This window comes from Prevotella sp. 20925_1_30 (assembly GCF_041433025.1).
In the GTDB taxonomy this organism is placed as follows: Bacteria; Bacteroidota; Bacteroidia; order Bacteroidales; family Bacteroidaceae; genus Prevotella; species Prevotella vespertina.
This window is the reverse complement of sequence record NZ_JAPWAR010000001.1, coordinates 1-25,141: the sequence shown is the minus strand read 5'-3', so window position 1 is coordinate 25,141 and position 25,141 is coordinate 1. Positions and strand designations below refer to the sequence as shown.

The window sequence follows — 25,141 nt, the reverse complement described above, 5'->3', positions numbered from 1 at the left end:
CTCTGGTTTAGATATTAGTTACTTACAAACGATGTTGATAATCTTTCGAGGTACAACGATGGTCTTTACGATTGTTTTACCATCTATGTAATGCTTACTGCGGTCGTCTGCTAATGCGTTCTTCTCGATGTCTTCCTTTGTAGCATCAGCTGGGAAAGTCATTTGAAAACGTGCTTTACCATTGAAAGAAACAGTCAGTTGCACTTCATTCTCCACCAAGTAAGACTCGTCCCAAGCTGGCCAAGCGGCATCACAAACGCTCTTTGTCTCACCACCCAACTGCTCCCACAACTCTTCTGCCATGTGTGGTGCAAATGGCGCAATGACAATTACCAGCTTTTTCAACAGCTCCTTGTTAGCGCACTTCTGCTGACTTAGCTCATTAACACATATCATGAACGCTGAAATAGCCGTGTTGTAAGAGAACTGCTCAATGTCTCCTGTCACCTTCTTGATGAGCTTGTGCACACTCTTCAACGACTCCTTCGATGGCTCCTCATCGTTCAGTTCCTGTTGATAAAGCTTCCAGAACTTCTTTAAGAAGCGGAAACATCCATCAATACCATTGGTATCCCAAGGCTTACTAGCCTCTACCGGACCTAAGAACATCTCGTAGAGTCGAAGTGTATCAGCGCCATACTGCTCCACAATATCATCTGGATTGACAACGTTGAACATGGACTTTGACATCTTCTCTATCGCCCAACCACACTTGTAAACAGCGTTACCTGCGGCACTCTCATTCGATGTTCTATCAGCCGACTTACTACCATCTTCAAAGATAAACTCGGCATCTTTGTATTCAGGACGCCATGCCTTGAAAGCCTCAACATCGAGTACATCAGCATGAACAATATTCACATCGACATGGATAGGAGTAGTTTCATACTTGTCTTTCAGCCCTAAGCTAACAAAGACAGGAGCCTTTGAGTGGTCATCGGAATTGATTCGATAAACAAAGTTAGAGCGTCCTTGAATCATACCCTGGTTCACTAACTTCTCATAAGGTTCGTCTTTACAACTGCAACCAATATCAAATAAGAACTTATCCCAGAATCGGCTGTATATCAAGTGACCTGTGGCATGCTCGGTACCACCCACATATAAGTCCACATTCTGCCAATACTCATCAGCCTCGCGACCCACAAGTGCATCGTTATTATGCGGATCCATGTAGCGAAGATAGTATGCCGAACTACCTGCGAAACCTGGCATTGTATTCAACTCAAGCGGGAATACGGTCTCATCATCTACTAATGACTTATCAACAACCTTGTTTTCTTTCTCGCTCCAAGCCCACATCTTCGCACGACCCAATGGTGGTTCGCCACTCTCGGTAGGCTCATATTTATCTATCTCAGGCAACTCCAGCGGCAAGCAGTCCGTTGGTACCATGTAAGGCATCCCTTTCTTATAATAGACAGGGAATGGTTCTCCCCAATAGCGTTGGCGTGAGAAGATGGCATCACGCAGTCGGTAATTCACCTTCACACGTCCGATTCCTCTCTCACTAACAAACTTCTTCGTCTTTGCGATAGCCTCTTTCACCGTGAGTCCATTGAGTGAGAAACCCTCCAAAGCTGCCTCCTTACCTTCCGCAGGAGAGTTAATAACGATTCCTTCTTTCGCATCGAAGCTCTCTTCCGACACGTCCGCACCCTCAATCAGAGGTACGATTGGCAAGTTAAAGTGCTTTGCGAAGGCATAATCACGGCTGTCATGAGCAGGCACAGCCATAATTGCTCCAGTGCCATAGCCCGCTAATACGTATTCAGACACATATATAGGAAGCTGCTCACCAGTGAATGGATTAATACCATAAGAGCCTGAGAAGACACCCGTCACCTTACGATCTGACATTCGTTCAAGCTCTGTTCGCTTCTTTACATAAGCCAGATAATCCTCCACCTCAGCTTTCTGTGCATCCGAGGTAAGCTCTACTACGAGTTCAGACTCTGGTGCAAGAACCATGAAAGTGACGCCAAACATCGTGTCGGCACGCGTTGTGAAGATGGTAAACTTTCCTTCTTTCTGTCCTTCAGAACCATTTGGAGTAACATACTTAAACTCCACCTCTGTTCCTTCCGAGCGTCCTATCCAGTTCTTCTGGGTCTCTTTAATAGAATCAGACCAGTTTATTTTCTCTAAACCATCCAATAGTCTCTGGGCATAAGCAGACACTCTTAGGCACCACTGCTTCATCAGCTTTTGCACAACTGGGTATCCGCCACGCTCGCTAACACCATTGACAACCTCGTCATTAGCCAACACTGTACCCAAACCAGGGCACCAATTCACCATCGTCTCACCCAAGTAAGCAATGCGATAGTTCATCAGTTTCTCCTGTTGCTCATACTCATCCATGCTCATCCAGTCGCGTGCTGAGAATACAAACTCCTCACTTTTAGCCACGTCGAGATTGAGAGTTCCCTCCTCTTCAAAGTGCTTTACGAGTTGAGAAATAGGCTGCGCCTTCTGCAAACGATTGTCGTAATAGGAGTTAAACATCTGTTCGAATGCCCATTGAGTCCAATGGTAGTAATGCGGGTCACACGTTCTTACCTCTCTATCCCAGTCGAATGAGAAGCCAATCTTATCCAGTTGCTCACGATAACGGGCTATGTTTTTCTTCGTAGTAACCTCTGGGTGCTGTCCAGTCTGTATGGCATACTGCTCTGCGGGGAGCCCATAAGCATCGTAACCCATGGGGTTTAAGACGTTAAAACCATTGAGTCTCTTATAACGAGCATATATATCACTGGCTATATAACCCAACGGGTGACCCACATGTAAGCCTGCCCCAGATGGGTAAGGGAACATGTTTAGCACGTAGAACTTCTGTTTATTCTTATCTTCAACAACCTTGTAAGTCTTCAAATCAACCCACTTCTGTTGCCATTTCTGCTCAATGTCTCTGAAGTTGTATTCCATTCTTTTCACTTGTTATAACTAATGTGCAAATTTACAAAAAGTATTCGATACTAATGCTATTTACCAGTCTTTAATTCGCTTAACGACCAACGATTAAAACACTAAAAAAGCCTCACCCCCAACCACTCTCCGAATGGAGAGGGGAGTGAATAGCGTTATTTACAAACAAAAAAGGCGTCTCTTCACATCAAGGAAACGCCCTCTTCGCATGGAAGAAACGCCCTCTTCAAAACAAAGAAGGCGTCTCTTCACATCGAAGAAACGCCCCCTTCATTTGCAAACAACACTATTCACGCCCCTCTCCATTCGGAGAGGGGATGGGGGTGAGGCTGGTTGTTTATATTAAAAGACGTAAAAAACAAGTAGTAACTATTGACAAGTTGAAAGAAAAAACATATCTTTGTCTCCGATTATTAACTATATCTTGGAAAGGATACCATTATGAAAAGAAACGCCATCCTACTATCAATAATCCTCTTCCTGACAACCTCTTTATCGGCACAAGAAGCCACTAAGAGCGACACTACGAAGACACAAAAGTTGAAAGAAGTCGTTGTGACGCATCAAAAACAACTGATTAAGAATGATATTGACAAGCTGACTTACAACGTGAAAGACGATGTGACGGCACAGACGAAGAACACGTTAGAGGTGCTGAAAAAGGTTCCTTTCGTCACTGTTGATGGTCAGGACAATATCAAAGTACAAGGTTCTACAAACTTCAAAGTATATAAGAACGGGCACCCCGACCCTGCTTTTGCAGGGCAAAGTCTCAAAGAGATACTGAAAGCAATGCCTGCTTCTACCATCAAGAGGATTGAGGTTATCACCGATCCCGGTGCTAAGTATGATGCCGAAGGGACGTCAACTATACTCAACATCGTAACGATGAGCAATGTACGTATGCAAGGATTATCAGGCAATATACATACAAACGTAAGTTCATACGGCTCTACTGGACTTGGAACATCGCTCACTACGCAGGTGGGAAAGCTCACTACTACCATCAATTACACGGACTTTTATCAGGCAGGGAAGCAAACGGAGATGACGGAAGAAAGCTCGTTTACATACCTCAAGACGGGTGAGAGATCTCTTGAAAAGCGACACCACGCCACGAGTGGGGATATTCATATCGGTAACGTCAGTGCCAGCTATGAGCTTGACTCACTGAATCTCTTGACTGCATCGGCCTCTCTTTTCGGTTATAAGGCGGGCAATACGCCTATATCAAACTATAAACGATGGGACAAGAACAACCATCTTCTCTATCAATATGACGAATCCAAAACGATACCTCACTTCTCTTATTTCAACATCGGAGGGCGATTAGACTATCAGCACAAGACTCACTTGGATGGAGAAGTGCTCACACTGTCTTACATGTTGGCTGCTACACGCCATCGGAGGACTACTCGTATAGAGTTAAGTAACCTTGTGAATGCACCTTTCAACTACACTGCTTGTGACTTACACTCCCGTGAGCGATTCACTGAACACACCTTCCAACTGGATTACGTGCGCCCCTTTGGTAAACAGCATAAGCTCGAAAGCGGTCTAAAATACATCCTTCGTAACAATAATAGTCATACACGTACAGATTACACAGGCTCTATGCCGAACGAAGACAAGGAGTTTAAGCATAACACACAGGTGGCTGCTGCCTATCTGTCTTACCTCTTTACGGCTGGTAATTGGTCTGCTCGAGCTGGCTTGAGGTATGAGTATAGCTACATGAAAGCCGAGTTTCCAGATGGAAGCGCAACCAGTTTCCATGCCAATCTCCATGACTGGGTGCCCTCCGCAAGCGTTCAATACAAGATAACAGACGCCCAAACGCTAAAGTTCAGTTATAGTACAAGCATCAATAGACCCGGTATCCATTACCTCAATCCAGCTGTTGTTCGCACACCAAACTATGTATCTTATGGTAATGCCAACTTAGGAAGTAGTCATAACCAGAAGCTCCAAATGACCTATACATTAATCACTCCAAAACTGACATGGAGCTTCACTCCTTATTACACCTTCACTAATAACGATATAACAGGAACCCGTTACACTGATGGACAGGATATTGTTGCAACATACGATAACGTTATGAAGAAGAGAAGTCTGGGTGTCTCTTCTTACATGCAATGGCAACCTTTCACAGGAACGAGCCTTAGTTTGAATGGTTCGGTTAATTATTCACGGATCAGCATCCCCTCTCCTGCGATACAGAACAGGGGCTGTTGGGGGGATATATACTTCGCTGTGGAACAGAAGTTACCATGGAAATTGACTTTCGAGGCGAACCTTTTTGTGCAATTCGGACGCCCTGTATATACGCCTTACCTATATGGAGAACGCTGGAACAACTATGTATTCAATCTTACCAGACGTTTCCTCAAAGATAAACTTACCCTTACACTTTATAGCAAAATGCCTTTCACGAAACGACAGGAGTATAACACGCGTACCGTGAAAGGCGACTTTATAGGACAAGAGAAGTCTTGGGGCAAGCCAAGAGAGTTCGGCATTAGCCTCTCATGGAACTTCGGAAAGCTGCGTGCAAACGTGAAGAAAGTTGCGAGGAGCATAAAGAATGATGACTTAGTGGGTGGTATGAAGCAATAAAGAGGGCTATCAGAAGTGAGCAAAAATTTGCTTATTAATATAAAAAGGAGTATCTTTGCGAAAAACAAAGATACTCCTTTCTATATATGGCAACACATCCCTTATGGTCTGACGACTACTGGTTACTCCTCCTCCAGCTGTATTTAAAGAAGCCGGAGGGCATGAAGCCAATGTATTCCCATGCGTTGGTAGAGCTTAGTTTGGAACTTCATATACCGCCAAAGAGCCTCTATGAACAGCAATTCAAGCTGCGCCACCGTGACACGCCAGTGTTACAACTTATCTGGGAAACCTACGCTGAGAACACACGCAAGCTCAATAAGGATGTGAAGAAACTGCGTTCAATGAAGGGATTCGGCAAAGCGAAGGAGTTTTATAATGGTGTGCAACTAAGAGAAACATTTGAGCATGACTTCCTCCCAATAGATGGTTATAATGAATTGAGACCTTTCATGCTCGTGATAATATTAGATCTTTACTTCCGACTGACGCCTATCACGATGGTAGAAGAGACTCCCGAGATACGAGAAATGGCTAAGTTGATGAAGATAAAAGCCCATTCTGTGGTGGAGGTAATGGATGTATTCCAGTTTTGTGACCCTTATCTCAATCGTGATGACCTAATGATTACGCCCCTGTTATTGCCTTGTCAGGATATATGGAACCGATATGGTAATGATAACCCAGATAGACTTTCTGCCCTAGCTGCACAATTAAAAGATTACTTCCAGTGATTTTCATGCTTTTTTTTAGTACTTTTGTAGCGTAATTCAGGTATAGTAATGGCACAAGAACAAGTACAGATTCAGACCCAAAAGCAGCAACAGGTGCAGCGTCTCTCACAGCAACAAATGTTGCAAGTGAAGCTCTTAGAGATGCCACTCACCGAACTGGAAGAGTCTGTGAACGCCGAGTTAGATGATAACCCAGCGTTAGAAGCAGGTGGAGAGGAGTCTGATAGCATTGATACAAACGATTCCGTAGAACAGAGAGAGGACGATGATTTCGACTCACAACAGGAACGTGAGGAGAGACAAGACGCCCTTGACTCTGCTTTGGAACGCATGCAATCGGATGACGACTTGCCGACTTACGATTCAAGACAGCAACGCAACAATGCAGACTATGAGGAGATTGTTTACGGAGATACCACTTCCTTTATCGATAAACTCAATGAGCAAGTGGGCGAACTGGAGCTAACTGAACGGCAAAGGGATATTCTGGAGTATCTTATTGGTAGTTTGGACGACGATGGACTACTGCGGAAAGACTTGGACACCATCAGTGATGAACTTGCAATCTACCATGGTATTGACGCTACAACACAAGAGATTGAGGATGTACTAAAGCTATTGCAGGACTTTGATCCAGCTGGTATAGGTGCCAGAAGTTTGCAGGAATGTTTGTTACTGCAAGTAGAACGAAAGGTTGAAAACGGCGAGTGGCAACGCGACGGACAGTTATATCAATATGTGAAACAGGTTCTCGCACGCCATTTCGATGCTTTCACGAAGAAGCATTGGGATAAGATTAAGGTTGTAATGGAGCTCTCTGATCTTCAAGTGGAGACCTTGCAAAAGGAGATACGCAAGTTAAATCCAAAGCCGGGAGCGTCTATGGGCGAAACACAAGGGCGTAACCTACAACAGATAACACCTGACTTTATCATCGAGACAGAGGATGATGGCACCATTACCTTTAGTCTTAATCATGGTAATCTACCAGAGTTACACGTCTCACCGAGCTTTAATGAGATGCTGGCAGCCTATCGGAACAATAAAGCAGGTATGAATCGACAAGAGAAGGAAGCCTTGCTTTATGCCAAAGAGAAGGTTGATAAGGCACAAGGATTCATCGAGGCGGTGAAGCAAAGACGCCATACTCTACAAGTAACAATGCGTGCCATCATTGATATTCAGCGTAAATTCTTCCAAGACGGGGATGAGGCTGAATTGAAGCCAATGATTCTTAAGGATATAGCTGACCGCACCGGACTGGATATCTCGACGATTTCTCGAGTGAGCAACATCAAGTATGCGCAAACAAAGTGGGGCACTTTCCCACTTAGGTTCTTCTTTTCTGATAGCTACACAACCACTGATGGCGAGGAAATGTCTACTCGGAAGATCAAGATAGCACTGCGAGATCTAATCAAGGAAGAGGATAAGAGTAAGCCTCTCAGCGATGACGCATTAGCAAAACAACTAAAGGAAAAGGGCTTTCCGATTGCTCGGCGCACTGTTGCTAAGTATCGAGAACAACTGGGCTTACCGGTTGCAAGGCTTAGAAAAGAATGATAGTAAAGGTATTAGAAGAGCCATTTAAGATGAATGAAAAGAATATTATATTAACCGCAAGAGTAGTGAGTATGGTGCTCACACCCTTTTACTTGCCCGTAGTAGGCATTCTTGCTATCTTTACCTTCAGCTATCTTAGCATGTTCCCGTGGCAAGCTAAGCTCTCTTATATCCTATTGGTTTATGCCTTTACAGTGCTTTTTCCCACCGTTCTTATCCATCTCTACCGTCAGTATCAGGGGTGGACTCCTATACAATTAGGGCAGAAAGAGAAGCGAGTAGTACCTTATATATTATCCATTGTGTGCTATTTTACGTGCTTCTACATCATGAACTTACTTCATCTACCGCACATGCTGACCTCAATACTCATCGTTGCTCTGGTCATACAGATACTCTGCGCCATCATTAATATATGGTGGAAAATATCGACGCATACGGCAGCTATTGGTGGAGTAACAGGTTCTTTGATAGCCTTCTCATTGATGTATAACTTTGATCCAATGTGGTGGCTATGCCTTACACTGATAGTTTCTGGAATGGTTGGAAGCAGTAGGATGATTCTAAGACAGCACTCTTTAGAACAAGTGACATCGGGTTTCTTCCTTGGTATCATCAGTTCCTTCCTTACGATTATAAACTTATAAGTAAACGAGATAAGCATCAACTCATCTAAAACAAGAATTAAATATGAAGCCATTAGTTAGTATTATCATGGGTTCGACAAGCGACTTACCAGTAATGGAAAAGGCTTGTAAGTGGTTAGAACAGCAAGAGATTCCTTTCGAAGTGAATGCTCTTTCAGCACACAGAACGCCTGATGCTGTTGAAACCTTTGCTAAAGAAGCTAAGGGAAGAGGCGTAAAAGTAATCATCGCAGGTGCTGGTATGGCAGCAGCCTTACCTGGTGTCATTGCCGCATCAACCCCATTACCAGTCATCGGAGTGCCTATCAAGGGTATGCTTGATGGTCTCGATGCGATGTTATCGATAATTCAAATGCCTCCAGGGATACCTGTTGCAACCGTAGGAGTCAATGGCGCACAGAACGCGGCGATACTTGCTGCAGAGATGATAGCGCTTGGTAACGATGCTATTGCACAAAAGATCGAAACCTGGAAGGCGTCTTTAGGACAGAAGATAGAGAAGGCTAATAAGGAACTAGCAGCCATTCAGGACTATAAGTATAAGTGCTAAGCAACTTTATTAGCCGTAACTCATCATTCAAAACTCATCCTTCATGATTGTTAGAATTGCTTACTAAGCATAGAAAGAGGTATGAGTTTTGAGTGATGGGGTATGAATTAAGAAGATAAAAGACAATGATTGATTTATTTAACTATGCCAGGAGGAAGACCACCGTAGCCCATGTTGGGGCATTGAACATCGGTGGTGAGAATCCAGTTCGTATACAGTCTATGACCACAACATCCACTGATGACACAGAAGGGAGTGTGGCTCAAGCCAAAAGAATCATTGATGCTGGAGGCGAACTTGTGCGCCTTACCACACAAGGAAAGCGTGAGGCAGAGAACTTACAACATATTAATGCTGGGTTAAGAGCCGCTGGTTACAACACACCTCTGTGTGCCGACGTTCACTTCAATGCGAATGTTGCAGACGTAGCAGCGCTCTATGCAGAGAAAGTACGCATCAATCCAGGTAATTATGTGGACCCTGCTCGAACATTCAAAAAGCTTGAATATACTGATGAAGAGTATGCGCAGGAGTTGAAGAAGATTGAGGATCGACTCGTTCCATTCATCAATATCTGTAAAGAAAACCATACGGCAGTACGCATAGGAGTAAATCATGGTAGCTTATCAGACCGCATTCGCAATCGATATGGCGATACTCCGGAGGGCATAGTGGCAAGTTGTATGGAGTTCCTACGCATCTTTCGCAAGTATAACTTCCATGATGTCGTTATCTCCATCAAGTCTTCTAATACCGTAGTGATGGTTCGCTCTGTCCGATTATTAGTTTCCGAAATGGAGAAGGAGGGCATGACTTACCCATTACACTTAGGTGTTACCGAGGCTGGAGAGGGTGAAGACGGTCGTATCAAGAGTGCAGTTGGTATTGGCGCATTGCTTGCTGATGGCATAGGAGACACCATTCGCGTATCGTTAAGTGAGGAACCTGAATGTGAGATACCCGTTGCCAAGTACCTTGCATGGTACATTCGCCGTCACGAGAAACATCTTCTTATCCCTGGCGAAGCCTATACTGGCTTTGATTATTTGCGTCCTGTACGTCGTAAGACGGTGCCTGCTGGTAACATAGGAGGCGATAACGTGCCCGTTGTCATTGCTACTCGTCACCCTAAACAAGCTGCTGTTGAGGTTTCATCAGCCGAGTTGCCAAGTCCAGACTATATCTATGTGCAGGGCGAACTACCAGAGAAACAAGAGAAGAAGCAAAGGTATATCCTCGATTATGATGCCTATATGAATCTTGCCAATAGTGGTTGTCAATCGTTGGAGAACGTTTATCCCATCTTTCCAGTTACTGGTATGCCTTTCATCAGTGCAATTAATAAGGATGTGAAGTTCCTTGTTTTGAAGTTTGGAACACCTTCCGAGGAGTTCTTAGCATGCTTGAAAGCTCATCCAGAAGTGGTTATTATCTGCATGACTAACCATCAGAACCGCCTTGGAGACCAACGCGCACTGGCTCATCAACTGATGATTGCAGGGGTGAAGAACCCTCTTATCTTCGCACAGATGTATCAACACTCTACGACAGATGCACCGACACAACCAGCCAATACGCCTGCTTCGTTAATAGTTAGCCCCAAAGAGCAATTCCAACTAGAAGCTGCTGCAGACATGGGAGCACTCATGATGGATGGACTCACCGATGGTTTATGGCTCATGAACAATGGAGATTTGTCACAGGAAGATGTGGAACAGACTGCCTTCGCTATCCTTCAGGCAGGCAGATTACGCATGGTTAAAACCGAATACATCTCTTGTCCGGGCTGCGGACGTACCCTCTACGACCTCAGAACCACCATTGCTCGCATCAAAGAAGCCACTAAAGGCATGAAAGGACTTAAAGTGGGTATCATGGGATGTATCGTTAATGGACCAGGAGAAATGGCTGATGCCGACTATGGATACGTTGGTGCTGGACCAAAGAAGGTGAGTCTCTATCGTAAACAAGAGTGTGTTGAACATAATATACCAGAAGAGGAAGCGGTCGAGCATCTACTTGCTTTGATCAGAGCAGACCAAGCAGAAAAGAATAAGTAATAGCTATCCCATCATCAAGAGAAGCCCCTTGAAAGGGGCTTTTTGTAATGAATTCATCATGTATAAGGCACTTGTATAGAGCAAATTAGGCGTATGTGTTAAAAATAGTAATAATGTTGATAAAGTAAAAAGGTAGTATATTAAACGCTTGTATCTTTCCTTTTAAAAGTCTATCTTTGCATCATGAAGGTACTAAAGAGGTTTATGATACAACACCTGAGACGCTACAATCTATCTATATTAGGCGCACAGGTAGGCGTATATGCAGCTCTTGTCTCCATTTGGACATTGGTTACCATGCTCCTAGAACATGATATCAACACCATTCAAGAGTCAATTCGCATCAACGCCTTAGTACTCTTCTTGCTCTTAATTGTCTTCATGATCAATTTCTATCTACTTGTTCCTTACTTCTTCGAAGCAAAAGATAGAATCAAACAATGGACTTTCTGGATTATCAACTTAGTGTTTATTATCCTCTGGGACAAGCAGTTTTTCAATATATATAACACCACACTGCCCTCCGAAACCACCCGAATTGGATTCTATCAGTTCGGTGTTCTATGGATGATACTCAACTATGCTATGGTCGTAGCAGCCATCTTTGTGCGGTATTATATCCGTCACAACGCATTGAAAAGACAGCTAAGAGAACAGAAACAGAAGATGACAGAGGCTGAGCTAGCCTGGTTGAAGAACCAACTTAACCCTCATTTCCTCTTTAATACACTAAACAATATAGCGTCACTAACGCAGACTAGCCCTGCAAATGCACAACGGGCGATAGGTCAACTATCAGAGTTATTACGCTACACATTGTATGCTACGCAACCAAAAGAGGTGAGTTTAACAGGCGAAATAGCCTTTATCAAGAACTACATCAACCTCATGCGCCTTCGTTCGGGGGCTAATGTAGAGATAACCAGCCAGTTCACAATTCAGAACTCACAGCTAGTAATAGCCCCATTGTTATTCCTTACGCCTGTTGAAAACGCTTTTAAACATGGTATCAGTGCAAGTAAACCATCGTTTATACACATCTCTATCATTGAAGAAAATGGTGACATCATCTTCTTATCAGAGAATAGTAACTATCCAAAGAACGCCACTGACAAGAGTGGGAAAGGCATTGGACTAGAGAATATGTGCCGTCGGTTAGAGTTAATATACCCCGAACACTATACGATACAACAGGTAATTGACCGCAATACCTACCGCACCAAGATTACAATCACACCTTATAAATAATAAAAGAAGGCTATATCTTGAGTGCAAATAACCAATATGAACAATAAAAACAAAGTATGAAAGCTATCATATTAGGAGCTACTGGAGCCGTAGGAAAAGACCTTGTTCAGCAGCTCATCAGCGATGACACGTTTGAAGAGATTGACCTCTTCGTAAGAAGAGATGCAGGGATTCAGCATAAGAAAGTAAAGACGCACATCGTTGACTTTGACCAACCGGATAATTGGAGACTACAGATTCATGGCGACATCGTATTCTCTTGCATGGGAACATCACGCAAGACTGCTGGCTCAAAGGACACTCAATACAAGGTAGACTACACTTATCAATATCAATTCGCACGCACTGCTGCAGAACAGGGAGTAAAGGCTTACGTCCTCGTATCGGCTGCTATGGCAAATCCAAAGGCTCATTTCTTTTATCCAAGGATGAAAGGTGAACTAGAGGAAGCTGTTAATCAATTACCTTACCAGCAGATTTCCATCCTCAGACCACCCTCGTTAATACGCAAGAACACCACTAAGACGAGTGAGAAAATAGCTGTTTCTGTTTTTAAATATCTCAATCGCTTCGGGCTCTTCATGAGCCAACGCCCCATGAAAACAGAGCTTGTAGCACATTGTATGATTGAATTGGCAAAGAGCAAACAATCAGGTGTCTTTGAGGCAAAAGATATGTTTTCCATGGATAAATAGCGATTCTTTCCATACAACACAAGACTATTCCAAAGAAAAACAGGGCATGAGATTATACAATAGGGAGTCTGCCATAGAGTGCATGAACAGACTAGCAAAAGAGAATAAAGACTTTGTCTTCATCATTAACTATGAAGCCAATGGAGCATACATAGCCGAAACTTGTGATATAGATCCTACGGAGTTATTATGTTCCTTTCCCTCTTTTAACAACATTCCAACAAACGAATCCTACGACCAAGAGGCTGTTGAATGGCATATCGAAGCCCTCACAAGAGAAGAGTATGAGCCACGTATCAACCTTATCAAGCATTACGAACGAAAAGGAGATAGCTATCTTGCCAACCTAACATGCAAGATTCCCATCCAAACGAACCTCTCTTTGCATGACATCTTCCTACGTTCAAAGGCGTTATATCGCTGTTGGATGAAGGGAAAGTTCGTCTGTTTCTCTCCCGAAATATTTGTTCGTATCAATGAAAAGGGCGTTATCTCTTCTTATCCGATGAAGGGAACGATTGATGCCAACATCCCCGACGCAAGGAGAAAACTGATGAATAACAAGAAAGAAGCGGCAGAACACGCCACTATTGTCGACCTTATCCGCAACGATTTGGGTATGATTGCCAATCAGATAAGCGTTTCTCGCTATCGATACATCGACCATTTGGCGACAAATAAAGGACAAATATTGCAGACGAGTTCGGAGATTACAGGACAACTCGCTGCTAATTACAGAGAAGAAATTGGTAGTTTGTTCTTCCGTCTACTGCCCGCTGGATCAATAACGGGTGCTCCGAAGCGTCGAACCATGGAGATTATCCATGAGGCGGAAGGCTATGAACGAGACTTCTATACGGGTGTGATGGGTTGTTACAGCAATGGTTCTCTGGATAGCGCAGTGATGATTCGCTTCATAGATGAGGATGAGCAAGGGCATTACTACTATAAGGCTGGAGGCGGCATAACGGCTCAGAGCAATAATGATGACGAATACAACGAGGTAATAGAAAAGGTTTATGTGCCAATATATTGAGTCTTTAAGGGTTGTGGATGGGCACATCTGCAACCTTGCATACCATCAGCAGCGAATGAACAAAACACGATTAGAGGTGTTCGGACAGCCTACTCCCCTACTCCTTAATGATGTTTTCAAGGCTATAAAGGCTCCTTCAGGGCTTGCTAAGCTGCGTTTTGTATATGATGAGGCTGGTATTCATGACATTAGCTGTACGCCTTACACACGCAAAGAAATACACTCCTTACGTCTTGTCACGGCTAACGACATTGATTACAGATACAAGAGTGTGGATCGGTCTGCCCTTAATCAACTCAAAGAAAAGCAAGGCGAATGTGACGATATTTTGATTATTCGCAATAACCACATCACTGATACTTCTTATACAAACGTGGCTCTCTATGATGGCAAACAATGGTTTACACCCTCTACCCCACTCCTTCGAGGTACAATGAGGCAGAGTTTGCTGGATAGAGGACTACTACAAGAGCGTGAGCTCCTCGTTTCCGACCTCCCTAACTACAAGCAGATTAGCCTCTTCAATGCTATGATGGAACTCGGCGAGGTGGTCTTACCAGTAAACAAGATCATAGGTTAGAACGTTAGAGATATAGGCTCTTTTCCATACAAGAAGAGCCTCCCCTATCCTACTGCACACCAGCTATTAAATCATTAGAAACGCCTGTCTGTTCACAAAGAAACCCTGTTTTAATTAAATTATTAAACTAAAAAATAACTATTATCAATCTATTTATAATTTATTATTAGTCTATTCTTTAATTATCAAAGAGTCTATCTATGATATAAATAAGCCTTTACGCTATCATTAAAAGGCTTTTCATATCTTATACAAGCCTATTAGCTGCATTGCTATATGGCATTTTTAAGAGAAGAGACAGAGCCTGTATTGCAGAAAGAAAGATAATTGCAGCAGACTTAAAAACATACAAATAGAACAGAATAACAAGTAAAGAAGAAAGGAGGAAACCATGAGCTAGAAAGTAGTAAAAGCCCCAGAATACAAAAATCTTATGTTTTTTTGGTATTGCAATACAAATATCTTATAAAGATTTTGTTGTCCATTACAAAATAGCTATATTTGTCCTTGTATGCAACAAGAGCATATTTACGAATCAGGCAGATAGTTTCGTACAATCGTAACATCTGATAATATAGATAGTTTCATCCTATGAGAATACCGCAAAAGAAGATACATTACCACTTTATTGATTATCTTTATTATGTCGGAGAACAGAAGTACACAGGTCGAATAGATGGTCCTATGATGATTTGCCTGCCTCTTCTTATACCCTTGATGATTTTATCCTTCAAGCTAAATATACCTATAATAAACTCAGGATGGGGCTTTTGTATAGGCATTTTGATTATCGTTGTAACTGCATGCTACTTCATTGATAAACTATACGAACGTAACAACAGGGCAGAACGAGTACTCAAACACTTTAAGAAAACAGTATGGGGAAGTGAGCCTGTGATGGCTGCCTTTCTATTAATGTGGTTTCTTATAAATGTGATCCTACCCCTATTTTTCATCAAACTATAACACATAAAAAAGCCAATACACGTGAGTTTGTACAAAACCTGCATGTATTGGCACATATAATAAAGGCTTATCACGAACCTAGCCGTTCAGTATCTTCTTAATGTCGTTGAGCTTATTAAGGGCTTCAACAGGCGTCAAGTTATTGACATCCAGCCCTAGAATCTCATCACGAATCTGCGTAAGTACAGGGTCATCAAGCTGGAAGAAAGAGAGTTGAACGCCCTCCCTACTCTTCTCCAAATGCTCGATAGCAGCCTTACCAACACTTCCCACTTGTGAATTATCAGCCTCTAACTCCTTTAGAATAACGTTTGCCCGCTTTACTATTGAGCGTGGCATACCAGCGATTTCAGCAACATGAATACCGAAAGAGTGCTCACTTCCGCCTCGTGTTAACTTACGAAGAAAGATAATCTTACCATCTACCTCTTTCACAGATACATTATAGTTTTTGATGCGAGAGAAGTTCTTCTCCATCTCATTCAATTCATGGTAATGGGTCGCAAAGAGCGTTCGAGCCTGTGCTTTAGGGTGCTCATGTAGATACTCAACTATCGCCCATGCAATGCTTATACCATCGTATGTACTGGTGCCACGACCCAACTCGTCAAAGAGAACTAACGAACGTGTCGTAACATTGTTGAGGATATTTGCAGCCTCAGTCATCTCTACCATAAAGGTTGACTCACCTAGTGAAATGTTGTCAGAAGCCCCCACACGTGTGAAAATCTTATCTACTATACCAATATGCGCACGCTCTGCAGGAACAAAACAACCTATTTGCGCCAAGAGAACTATCAGTGCCGTTTGACGTAAAAGGGCTGATTTACCAGCCATATTAGGACCCGTTATCATCATAATCTGCTGATGTTCGGTATCTAACTTGACATCATTAGGAACATACTGTTCGCCTATTGGCAACTGAGTCTCTATAACAGGATGACGCCCTTGGTGTATATCTAGGACATCAGACTCATCCACTGTCGGGCGCACATAATGCTGTTGTAAGGCTATCTTCATAAATGATAACAAGCAGTCGAGATGTGCCACAAGGTTGGCATTAACCTGTATCTGTGGGATAAAAGACTGCATATCTTGAATTAACTCCATGAAGAGTTGCCCCTCACGAGCCAATATCTTCTCATCAGCACCCAGTATCTTCTCTTCATACTCCTTAAGTTCTGGTGTGATATAACGCTCTGCTTGTGCCAGTGTTTGCTTACGAATCCAATCTTCAGGAACCTTATTTTTAAAGGTATTACGCACCTCTAAGTAATAACCAAACACATTATTGAATCCCACCTTAAGCGAGCTTATGCCCGTCTGTGCAATCTCTTTCTCTTGTATCTCAAGTAGATACTGCTTTCCATTATCACGAATTGAACGTAAATCATCCAATTCCTTATCATATCCAGACGCTATCACGTCCCCTTTAGCGACTAGTTGTGGTGGGTCAACATTGATCTCTTTCTCTATACGATCACGTAAGCTCGCACAGAGATTCAACTGTTCTCCTATCCTATTCAGCGACTTATTATTCGTAGAAAGGCATTCTGCTTTCACTGGTTCGATAGCTTTTAAAGCATTCTTCAGCTGTACCACCTCACGTGGAGAGACTCTTCCAACAGCTACCCTAGATATGATTCGTTCTAAGTCACCCATCTGGTGGAACTGTTCATCAATGTTGTTACGAAAATCGGAGGCTCGGAAGAAATGATCAACGATGTCTAATCGTTCGTTGATAACCGCTACATCTTTCAAAGGAAAGACCACCCAACGTCGCAGCATACGCCCACCCATAGGGGTGATAGTATTGTCGATGACATTAAGAAGAGACGATCCACCCTCATTCATAGGGGCTACCAGTTCTAGAGAACGAACTGTAAAGCGATCCATTCGTACGTATTTATCCTCTTCAATACGCGTTAATGAGGTGATATGATTTATCTGTGTATGTTGTGTAATATCAAGGTATTGCAAGATAGCACCTGCTGCTATCACACCATTAGACAAGTGTTCAACACCGAAACCCTTAAGGTTTTTAGTGCCAAAGTGCTTTAGTAACTTTTGACGAGCAGTCTGATCAGTGAAGACCCAATCGTCCATCTCAAACGTACATAAGCGTGTTCCAAAGTAACGCTCGAAGTCTCTTCGCTTCGAACGATCGAACAATACCTCCTTAGGTTGGAAACTTCCAAACAGCTTCTCGACGTAGTCAAAGGTTCCTTCACCCGTTAGGAACTCACCAGTTGATATATCCAAGAAACTGACACCACATGCACTTTTACCAAAATGAAGTGCTGCTAAGAAGTTATTCTCCTTATAGTTCAGTACGTTATCACTAAGGGCTACACCTGGAGTAACCAACTCTGTGATACCACGTTTCACCATCTTATCCATTGCGGATAAGCCTTTTTTGCCCTTAATAGCCTCTCGCTTCTTCTTAGGGTCTTCTAGTTGATCACAAATAGCAACTCTTTTACCAGCTCGGATGAGCTTAGGTAGATAGGTGTCAAGGGCATGATGAGGAAAACCAGCCATCTCTATAGAACCGCTAAGTCCCCCATTATTACGACGAGTAAGGGTTATACCAAGTACACGAGCTGACTCCACTGCATCTTCACCATAGGTTTCATAGAAGTCACCACACCTAAAGAGTAACATTGCATCAGGGTGTTGTGCCTTCATCGAGAAGAACTGTTTCATCATTGGGGTTAGTCCCTTGTCATCTTTTACCATAACTATTTGCGTCTTTTTTAGTCTTTTCTTATATCCTTTTAAGGTCTACAAAAGTACAAAAAAGACTATGAAAGCCCAAATAAATGAACCATTAACAAACTTTACTAATACAAAGAAGCTGTTAAAGGTAGACCTTATATAATTATAAGGTATAAATATCTAACCTCGTTTGAAGGGACTTTTTAAAATAAAGACAGCTCTACAATCTATTTAAAAGACTTATAGCAATAATAAAAAAGAACTATCTTAGGAAATGAGAGTGGGGCAGGGTGGTTTATAAACAGAAAAACTTTCCTATGTTAAAGGAAAGGTTTTCAATATATCATCACTTCTTTTTATAAAGTATCGGATTCGTTGAAGGATCGTTGTACATCTTCATCTGCCTGTAAACCTTCATGTATTTTCGTCCATGCTGAATATCATCAAGCAACTGATCAATAGCCAAACTAAGGTCTTTCTGTTGCTCACAAAGGATATTCAACTTCGACTTACACTTTTTAATATGCTCCTCTGATGCATCTTTACGCTCGGTCTGCTCCTTCATGTGATATATCTTTAATGCAAGGATAGAGAGGCGATCTACCGCCCACGCAGGACTCTCTGTATTAATAGTAGCATCTGGTAAAGGCGTTATATCAGAGTAGAGTTGACGGAAATAAGAGTCTATCTGTTCAACAAGATCAGTACGATCTTGATTTGAACGGTCTATTCTGTGTTTGAGACTCATACCATCTTCAGGACTGATATGTGGGTCACGGATAAGATCTTCGAAATGCCATTGAACAGTATCAATCCAGCATTTCAAATAGAGTCGATTCTCTATCGACTCTCTGTCATAAGGATTATTAATCGGGGTATCAACATTATCTGTGACATGATAATCACGAATAGCTTGATTAAAGATCTCGTTACAATGTTCTGTAAATGACATTCGGTTATTACTTTTTTGTTTATTGTGCAAATATAAAGCAAAATACTTAAAGCACAAAATAAAACGGACGTTTTTAACGTCACTAGACTTGAAAGAAAGAGGAGTTGGATACAAAAACTATAACAAGAGCATATTTTATATAAGGTAGATAACAATTCTCTCATGCTTATAAGAGGATAGTTATCAATAACCTAGCAAACTATTAAGAATATTAGAGAGCCTTGCTTACTAATTAACAAAGGCTCTTCTTTGCACAAGAAAAGCATCTCTAGATATTGAAAAGAGCATATCTACATCTTACATATAGCATGTTCACATTTCATATATATGATAGATGTAAATGGTATTGATACAAGAAAAGAACATAACAATAAGTCTAAAAAGCAACACATAAGAACTATATCAATAAAAGTTGATTTAATTTTCCTATCATCACTATCACATGCTTATCTACTGTAAACATCTGATAAATAGGAGATTACTACAAATATTAAATATGACAGCAAATAAAATTAAAAATAAACTCAAGTTTCTATAGAATTTAAACGAAATTAGCTCTATATGTAAAGGTCATAAAAATAAACTAACTTTCAAACCAACTTGAGTCCATACACAAGTTTTTTGAATAGAGAATAAACTTATCTTTATAAGTTATTATCGCATGATTCATGTAGAGAATTTAAGCAAAAGAAAGGTTGAAAGTAATTTACCTTATAATATAAGTAATATTTGAATGATATGAGATAATTATTTGAAGAGACGCAAGATAAAGTGATAAATCATAGAAAAACATGCACAAACCATAGGGTGTTGTGCATAATTAAGTGCTTTTTTACATCAAAAACTTGCATACATGGAAAATTTATATTTCCTTTGCAGGCGCATTTTAGAATTTAGAAATCAATATTAAACAATTTAAAACTTACAGTTATGTCAGAAATTGAATCAAAAGTAAAGGCTATTATCGTAGATAAACTTGGTGTTGACGAGGCAGAGGTTAAGCCAGAGGCAAGCTTCACAAACGATCTTGGTGCAGACTCTTTGGATACTGTAGAGCTCATCATGGAATTTGAGAAAGAGTTTGGTATCTCTATTCCAGACGATAAGGCTGAGAAGATTGCTACTGTTGGCGATGCAATCTCTTACATTGAGGAGAACGCTAAGTAAGTTTAGCCTATATGTAAAAAGCACCAGGCAAAGCACTTTGTTTTGCTTGGCTTTTTTTTAGGTTACTTGTTTTAACTTATATTTCAACGCATGGAATTAAAGAGAGTAGTTGTAACAGGTCTTGGTGCCGTCACTCCTATAGGTAACACTCCTGAGGAGACTTGGCAGAATATGCTGGCAGGTAAAAGTGGTGCTGCACCTATTACACATTTCGATACAACGCAGTTCAAGACCCAATTTGCATGTGAGGTTAAGAACCTAAACATCAACGAATACATTGATCGTAAGGAGGCTCGCAAACTTGATCGTTACACTCAATTAGCAATGATTAGTGCTATACAAGGTGTTAAGGATGCAGCCATTGACTTGGAGAAAATCGATAAAAATAGGGTTGGCGTTATCTATGGTGTAGGTATTGGTGGTATCAAAACCTTTGAAGACGAGGTTAGCTATTATGCACAACACCCTGAGAATGGTCCTAAATTCAATCCATTCTTTATCCCAAAGATGATTGCTGATATCGCAGCAGGACAGATTTCAATCCACTTTGGATTCCATGGTCCTAACTACACAACGACATCTGCATGTGCTTCATCTACTAATGCATTAGCATCAGCATTTAATCAGATTCGTTTAGGAAAGGCTGACATCATTGTTAGTGGTGGTGCAGAAGCAGCTATTTGTGCTTGTGGCGTAGGTGGTTTCAATGCTATGCATGCACTTTCAACACGCAATGATGATCCAGAACACGCATCTCGTCCATTCTCAGCAAGCCGTGATGGTTTCGTAATGGGAGAGGGTGCTGGTTGTTTGATACTCGAAGAATTAGAGCATGCAAAGGCTCGTGGTGCTAAGATCTATGCAGAGATGGTTGGTGAAGGTGAATCAGCTGATGCTCATCATATCACTGCTTCTCATCCAGAGGGACTTGGTGCTAAACTTGTAATGCAGTCTGCTTTGAATGATGCAAACTTAAAGCCAGAGGATATTGACTATATCAATGTTCATGGAACTTCAACTCCTGTAGGTGATATATCAGAGGCTAAGGCTATCAAAGCTTTATTTGGTGAAGCTGCTTATAAGCTCAACATATCTTCTACAAAGAGTATGACAGGTCACTTACTCGGTGCTGCTGGTGCTGTAGAAGCCATGGCTTGCGTATTATCAGTGCAGAATGATATAGTTCCTCCAACTATCAATCACGAAGAAAATGATAATGATCCAGAGCTGGATTACAACTTAAATTTCACGTTCAACAAAGCTCAGAAACGTGAAGTTCGTGCTGCACTCAGCAACACCTTCGGCTTTGGTGGTCACAATGCTTGTGTCATATTCAAGAAATATGCTGAATAATATAGTTGATAGAATAAAGCTCCCTTTCCGCAAGGAGAAGGAGCTTTATTTGTCTTTGTACCATATCATTGGCTTTATTCCCCACAATATTGATTATTACAAGACTGCTCTTTTGCACAAGAGTATAGCACGTCGTAATGCAAAGGGAAAGCCTGTAAACAACGAACGACTCGAGTTTCTCGGCGATGCAATACTTGATGCTATTGTTGGCGACATTGTTTACGAGCATTTCCCATATAAGCGTGAAGGTTTTCTTACCAATACACGCTCCAAGATAGTACAACGTGATACACTCAACAGGTTGGCTAAAGAGATGGGAATCAATCAGTTGATTCTCTCTAATGGGCACTCTTCTTCTCACAATAGTTATATGGGAGGAAATGCGTTTGAAGCTCTTGTTGGGGCACTTTATCTCGATCATGGCTACAATGCTTGCATGGAGTTTATGAGAAAGCAGATTCTTGGTGAACTCATCAATATAGATAAGGTGGCGTATAAAGAAGTGAACTTTAAGTCAAAGCTCATCGAATGGAGCCAGAAGAATAAGGTCAATATGGAGTTCCGACTCATCGAACATGAGAAGGACAAACAAGGCAGTCCTACTTTCCACTTCCAAGTCTTTATGGAAGAGATCGCATGTGGTGAGGGTCGTGGATACTCAAAGAAAGAAGGACAACAAGAGGCTGCTAAACTCACTCTTCAGCGTCTTCGTCGTGAACCACAGTTCATTGAAGAGATCTTTTCAGCTAAGGCTAACCGCACAAAGATGGAAGAAGAACCCGTCTTAAATGTACCTGAAACATCGCAAGACATGAGTTTCATCGTAAGTTCAGATACAGAAAAAGAAAAGCAGGAAACACCTTTCCACACAGAAGTATTTGATGAAAAGGTATCCGCCGCAGACAATAAAAAGCTTGAAGAGAATACTACTTTACAGGAAGAAGTAATAGAAGCTAAAGATGAAGAATTCGATCTTTCGGGTATATCTCATTCACAAAAAATAGACAAAGAGAGTATTATTGCTGCTGCAGAATCACAAGCCTTCGAAGAGTAAAAATCATACTTTAATAAAAGAAAAGACGATGATAGTCAATTATCATCGTCTTTTCATTTATCTTAAAATACCAGCTCTAACACCATTACGAACCTATCATTACTACCTATTTGCTAGTCTCGAATTAATTATGTACTTTTGCATCAAAGATATAAACGTTTATTAGAACATGGCATTAAAATGTGGTATAGTAGGACTACCAAACGTTGGTAAGTCTACTCTTTTCAACTGTCTAAGCAGTGCCAAAGCACAGGCAGCTAACTTCCCGTTCTGTACTATCGAACCGAATCTCGGTGTAATTAGCGTTCCAGACGAACGTCTCAATAAGTTAGCAGAGATTGTTCATCCAGGAAGAATCGTTCCTGCTACCTGCGAGATTGTTGATATTGCAGGGCTTGTAAAGGGTGCTTCTAAGGGTGAAGGACTCGGTAATAAGTTCCTTGGTAACATCCGCGAATGTGACGCCATCATACATGTTATCCGTTGTTTTGAGGATGATAACGTTGTAAGAGAAGGTGGTATGGCTGTTAATCCAATAGAAGATAAAGAAATTATTGATACTGAATTGCAGCTAAAAGACCTTGAAACGATAGAGTCACAACTAGCAAAACAACAGAAGATTGCAGCTACTGGCAATAAAGATGCTAAGATCCTTGTATCTGTACTAGAAGCTTATAAAGAAGTACTAGAGCAGGGTAAGAATGCACGTAGCGTTGAGTTCGAAAGCAAAGAAGAGCAACAAGCAGCACACGATCTCTTCCTTTTAACCACTAAGCCAGTCCTTTATGTTTGCAATGTAGACGAATCTAGCGCAAAGACAGGCAATGAATACAGCAAACAGATTGAGAAGATTGCTTCTGAAGAGGGAGCAGAAGCAATGGTTATAGCTGCTAAGACAGAGGAAGACATAGCTTCTCTCGATAGTTATGAGGATAAGCAAATGTTCCTCGAAGAGCTTGGTTTGGAAGAAAGTGGTGTGAATCGTCTTATCAATAAGGCTTATCATCTCCTCAACTTACAGACTTTCATCACTGCAGGTGAGATGGAGGTGAAGGCATGGACATTCCATAAAGGATGGAAAGCACCACAATGTGCAGGTGTTATTCACACCGACTTTGAAAAGGGATTCATACGTGCTGAGGTCATCAAATACGAAGATTACCTTAAATATGGCTCTGAGGCAGCTATCAGAGAAGCAGGTAAACTAGGCATAGAAGGTAAGGAGTATGTTGTACAAGATGGTGATATCATGCACTTCCGATTCAATGTATAAGCAATAACACACATCACTATGAATACGTTACTTTATATTGCTTGGAGACCAGACGAGTATCTCATACATATTGGTTCAGCTGGTATTCGATGGTATGGAATGTGTTGGTTAGTGGGTTTAGCACTCGGCTTCTTCATGATGAAGTGGCTCTATAAACGCCATAATTACCCTGATGAGAAGTTTGAACCACTCTTCCTTTACATGTTCATAAGCATTCTTGCAGGTGCAAGATTGGGTCATTGTCTCTTTTATGAGCCCGAATACTTCCTTACTTCATGGGATCATGTCATCGAAATGTTCGTCCCTATCAAGCATTTAGCTAATGGTTCATGGACTTTCTCAGGCTATCAAGGACTCGCATCACATGGTGGTGTCATTGGAATGCTCATTGGTTTATCCCTTTACATACACCGTATGAAGATGCCAACATGGGTTGTTCTCGACTTCTTTGGGATTGTTTCAGGGCTCACGGCAACGTTTATTCGCCTTGGAAACCTTATGAATTCAGAGATAATCGGTAAGGTTACTGATGTACCATGGGCGTTTATTTTCTATAAAGTTGATACTTATCCACGCCATCCAGGACAACTCTATGAGGCGATAGCATACATTTGTTTCTTCGCAATCATATACTTTATATATAGACGCCACCCTGAGAAAGTGGGTACAGGACTCTTTTTCGGTCTCTGCCTAACGCTTATCTTCACCTTTAGATTCTTCATTGAATACACCAAGGAGGTGCAAGAAACATTCGAAGCAGGTCTCCCTATTGATATGGGACAGATACTTAGTATTCCGTTCATTATAATAGGTTTAGGAGCTATCAGGCACTCTTTTAAAGCGAAACCAATAAAAGAATAACTATCAGAAAGGCTGTTCTAAATATCAATCTATCGGTTAAATACACCATAGTTGATATTTGGAACAGTCTTTTTTATGCCTTTTCCTATTATAATAAACACTGTTCTATAAAACAAGAAACAACCTTCTTTATA

18 protein-coding genes are annotated in these 25,141 nt (G+C 41.6%); 15 read left to right on the top strand and 3 right to left on the bottom strand.

The genetic code is table 11. The features are described 5' to 3' along the window. Positions 1 to 18: 18 nt before the first annotated feature. Positions 19 to 2,931 (bottom strand): leucine--tRNA ligase, encoded by a 2,913-nt coding sequence (locus tag O3603_RS00090; protein ID WP_371519389.1) that lies wholly within the window; start codon positions 2,929 to 2,931, stop codon positions 19 to 21. A gap of 441 nt (positions 2,932 to 3,372) precedes the next feature. Here O3603_RS00090 and O3603_RS00085 point away from each other — a divergent pair, with 441 nt between their 5' ends. The 10 genes from O3603_RS00085 to O3603_RS00040 all read left to right on the top strand — a co-directional run bounded on the left by O3603_RS00085 (position 3,373) and on the right by O3603_RS00040 (position 14,663). Then, a complete protein-coding gene (locus tag O3603_RS00085) occupies positions 3,373 to 5,550 on the top strand; it encodes a TonB-dependent receptor domain-containing protein (protein WP_371519386.1) in 2,178 nt (725 codons plus the stop codon). Positions 5,551 to 5,636: 86 nt separating this feature from the next. Continuing rightward, positions 5,637 to 6,284: a hypothetical protein gene (locus O3603_RS00080; protein ID WP_155715025.1), complete on the top strand. Its 648-nt coding sequence runs from the start codon at positions 5,637 to 5,639 to the stop codon at positions 6,282 to 6,284. 48 nt (positions 6,285 to 6,332) lie between these two features. Next, positions 6,333 to 7,847 carry an RNA polymerase factor sigma-54 gene (gene rpoN, locus O3603_RS00075; RefSeq protein WP_371519384.1) on the top strand — a complete coding sequence of 505 codons (1,515 nt, stop codon included), beginning with the start codon at positions 6,333 to 6,335 and terminating at the stop codon, positions 7,845 to 7,847. Positions 7,848 to 7,876: 29 nt separating this feature from the next. Continuing rightward, positions 7,877 to 8,494, top strand: a complete 618-nt coding sequence (locus O3603_RS00070) for a hypothetical protein (RefSeq protein WP_155715081.1) — start codon at positions 7,877 to 7,879, stop codon at positions 8,492 to 8,494. Positions 8,495 to 8,537: 43 nt separating this feature from the next. Then, positions 8,538 to 9,044 carry a 5-(carboxyamino)imidazole ribonucleotide mutase gene (gene purE, locus O3603_RS00065; protein WP_287315322.1) on the top strand — a complete coding sequence of 169 codons (507 nt, stop codon included), beginning with the start codon at positions 8,538 to 8,540 and terminating at the stop codon, positions 9,042 to 9,044. A gap of 125 nt (positions 9,045 to 9,169) precedes the next feature. Further along, entirely contained in the window at positions 9,170 to 11,104 is a 1,935-nt protein-coding gene (locus O3603_RS00060; protein WP_371519381.1) for a 4-hydroxy-3-methylbut-2-en-1-yl diphosphate synthase, read from the top strand. Positions 11,105 to 11,287: 183 nt separating this feature from the next. Beyond that, entirely contained in the window at positions 11,288 to 12,352 is a 1,065-nt protein-coding gene (locus O3603_RS00055; protein ID WP_287315324.1) for a sensor histidine kinase, read from the top strand. 56 nt (positions 12,353 to 12,408) lie between these two features. Then, positions 12,409 to 13,047 carry an NAD(P)H-binding protein gene (locus O3603_RS00050; RefSeq protein ID WP_371519379.1) on the top strand — a complete coding sequence of 213 codons (639 nt, stop codon included), beginning with the start codon at positions 12,409 to 12,411 and terminating at the stop codon, positions 13,045 to 13,047. A gap of 46 nt (positions 13,048 to 13,093) precedes the next feature. Then, complete coding sequence (locus O3603_RS00045; RefSeq protein ID WP_371519377.1) at positions 13,094 to 14,083, top strand: aminodeoxychorismate synthase component I; 990 nt, start codon at positions 13,094 to 13,096, stop codon at positions 14,081 to 14,083. After that, on the top strand, positions 14,067 to 14,663 hold the full coding sequence (locus tag O3603_RS00040) for an aminotransferase class IV family protein (RefSeq protein ID WP_371519374.1): 597 nt from the start codon (positions 14,067 to 14,069) through the stop codon (positions 14,661 to 14,663). Before O3603_RS00045 ends, O3603_RS00040 begins: the two co-directional genes overlap by 17 nt. A gap of 1,044 nt (positions 14,664 to 15,707) precedes the next feature. On the opposite strand, the gene mutS is transcribed toward O3603_RS00040, so the two are convergent. Beyond that, positions 15,708 to 18,368, bottom strand: a complete 2,661-nt coding sequence (gene mutS, locus O3603_RS00035) for a DNA mismatch repair protein MutS (RefSeq protein WP_371519371.1) — start codon at positions 18,366 to 18,368, stop codon at positions 15,708 to 15,710. Between the two features lie 325 nt (positions 18,369 to 18,693). Then, positions 18,694 to 19,299: a DUF4254 domain-containing protein gene (locus O3603_RS00030; RefSeq protein WP_009434364.1), complete on the bottom strand. Its 606-nt coding sequence runs from the start codon at positions 19,297 to 19,299 to the stop codon at positions 18,694 to 18,696. 930 nt (positions 19,300 to 20,229) lie between these two features. On the opposite strand from O3603_RS00030, the gene O3603_RS00025 reads away from it, so the two are divergent. The 5 genes from O3603_RS00025 to lgt all read left to right on the top strand — a co-directional run bounded on the left by O3603_RS00025 (position 20,230) and on the right by lgt (position 25,007). Beyond that, the gene (locus O3603_RS00025) at positions 20,230 to 20,466 is read left to right on the top strand and encodes an acyl carrier protein (RefSeq protein WP_004347843.1); all 237 of its coding nucleotides are present in this window, start codon (positions 20,230 to 20,232) and stop codon (positions 20,464 to 20,466) included. 90 nt (positions 20,467 to 20,556) lie between these two features. After that, complete coding sequence (gene fabF, locus O3603_RS00020) at positions 20,557 to 21,819, top strand: beta-ketoacyl-ACP synthase II (protein ID WP_009434334.1); 1,263 nt, start codon at positions 20,557 to 20,559, stop codon at positions 21,817 to 21,819. Further along, on the top strand, positions 21,809 to 22,873 hold the full coding sequence (rnc, locus tag O3603_RS00015) for a ribonuclease III (RefSeq protein WP_287315330.1): 1,065 nt from the start codon (positions 21,809 to 21,811) through the stop codon (positions 22,871 to 22,873). The genes fabF and rnc overlap by 11 nt, the downstream gene beginning before the upstream one ends. A gap of 169 nt (positions 22,874 to 23,042) precedes the next feature. Next, on the top strand, positions 23,043 to 24,146 hold the full coding sequence (gene ychF, locus O3603_RS00010) for a redox-regulated ATPase YchF (protein WP_371519366.1): 1,104 nt from the start codon (positions 23,043 to 23,045) through the stop codon (positions 24,144 to 24,146). A gap of 18 nt (positions 24,147 to 24,164) precedes the next feature. Then, positions 24,165 to 25,007, top strand: coding sequence for a prolipoprotein diacylglyceryl transferase (gene lgt, locus O3603_RS00005; protein WP_371519363.1), 843 nt, complete (start codon positions 24,165 to 24,167; stop codon positions 25,005 to 25,007). The last annotated feature ends 134 nt before the right edge of the window (positions 25,008 to 25,141 follow it).

What these genes read in the sequence shown, in the direction of transcription:
- O3603_RS00025 (WP_004347843.1), top strand. Translation starts at nt 20,230, where the DNA reads ATGTCAGAAATTGAATCAAAAGTAAAGGCTATTATCGTAGATAAACTT.
- O3603_RS00030 (WP_009434364.1), bottom strand. Translation starts at nt 19,299, where the DNA reads ATGTCATTTACAGAACATTGTAACGAGATCTTTAATCAAGCTATTCGT.
- O3603_RS00060 (WP_371519381.1), top strand. Translation starts at nt 9,170, where the DNA reads ATGATTGATTTATTTAACTATGCCAGGAGGAAGACCACCGTAGCCCAT.
- lgt (WP_371519363.1), top strand. Translation starts at nt 24,165, where the DNA reads ATGAATACGTTACTTTATATTGCTTGGAGACCAGACGAGTATCTCATA.
- purE (WP_287315322.1), top strand. Translation starts at nt 8,538, where the DNA reads ATGAAGCCATTAGTTAGTATTATCATGGGTTCGACAAGCGACTTACCA.
- fabF (WP_009434334.1), top strand. Translation starts at nt 20,557, where the DNA reads ATGGAATTAAAGAGAGTAGTTGTAACAGGTCTTGGTGCCGTCACTCCT.
- O3603_RS00090 (WP_371519389.1), bottom strand. Translation starts at nt 2,931, where the DNA reads ATGGAATACAACTTCAGAGACATTGAGCAGAAATGGCAACAGAAGTGG.
- mutS (WP_371519371.1), bottom strand. Translation starts at nt 18,368, where the DNA reads ATGGTAAAAGATGACAAGGGACTAACCCCAATGATGAAACAGTTCTTC.
- O3603_RS00045 (WP_371519377.1), top strand. Translation starts at nt 13,094, where the DNA reads ATGAGATTATACAATAGGGAGTCTGCCATAGAGTGCATGAACAGACTA.
- rnc (WP_287315330.1), top strand. Translation starts at nt 21,809, where the DNA reads ATGCTGAATAATATAGTTGATAGAATAAAGCTCCCTTTCCGCAAGGAG.
- O3603_RS00050 (WP_371519379.1), top strand. Translation starts at nt 12,409, where the DNA reads ATGAAAGCTATCATATTAGGAGCTACTGGAGCCGTAGGAAAAGACCTT.
- O3603_RS00055 (WP_287315324.1), top strand. Translation starts at nt 11,288, where the DNA reads ATGAAGGTACTAAAGAGGTTTATGATACAACACCTGAGACGCTACAAT.
- O3603_RS00085 (WP_371519386.1), top strand. Translation starts at nt 3,373, where the DNA reads ATGAAAAGAAACGCCATCCTACTATCAATAATCCTCTTCCTGACAACC.
- O3603_RS00040 (WP_371519374.1), top strand. Translation starts at nt 14,067, where the DNA reads ATGTGCCAATATATTGAGTCTTTAAGGGTTGTGGATGGGCACATCTGC.
- ychF (WP_371519366.1), top strand. Translation starts at nt 23,043, where the DNA reads ATGGCATTAAAATGTGGTATAGTAGGACTACCAAACGTTGGTAAGTCT.
- O3603_RS00080 (WP_155715025.1), top strand. Translation starts at nt 5,637, where the DNA reads ATGGCAACACATCCCTTATGGTCTGACGACTACTGGTTACTCCTCCTC.
- O3603_RS00070 (WP_155715081.1), top strand. Translation starts at nt 7,877, where the DNA reads ATGAATGAAAAGAATATTATATTAACCGCAAGAGTAGTGAGTATGGTG.
- rpoN (WP_371519384.1), top strand. Translation starts at nt 6,333, where the DNA reads ATGGCACAAGAACAAGTACAGATTCAGACCCAAAAGCAGCAACAGGTG.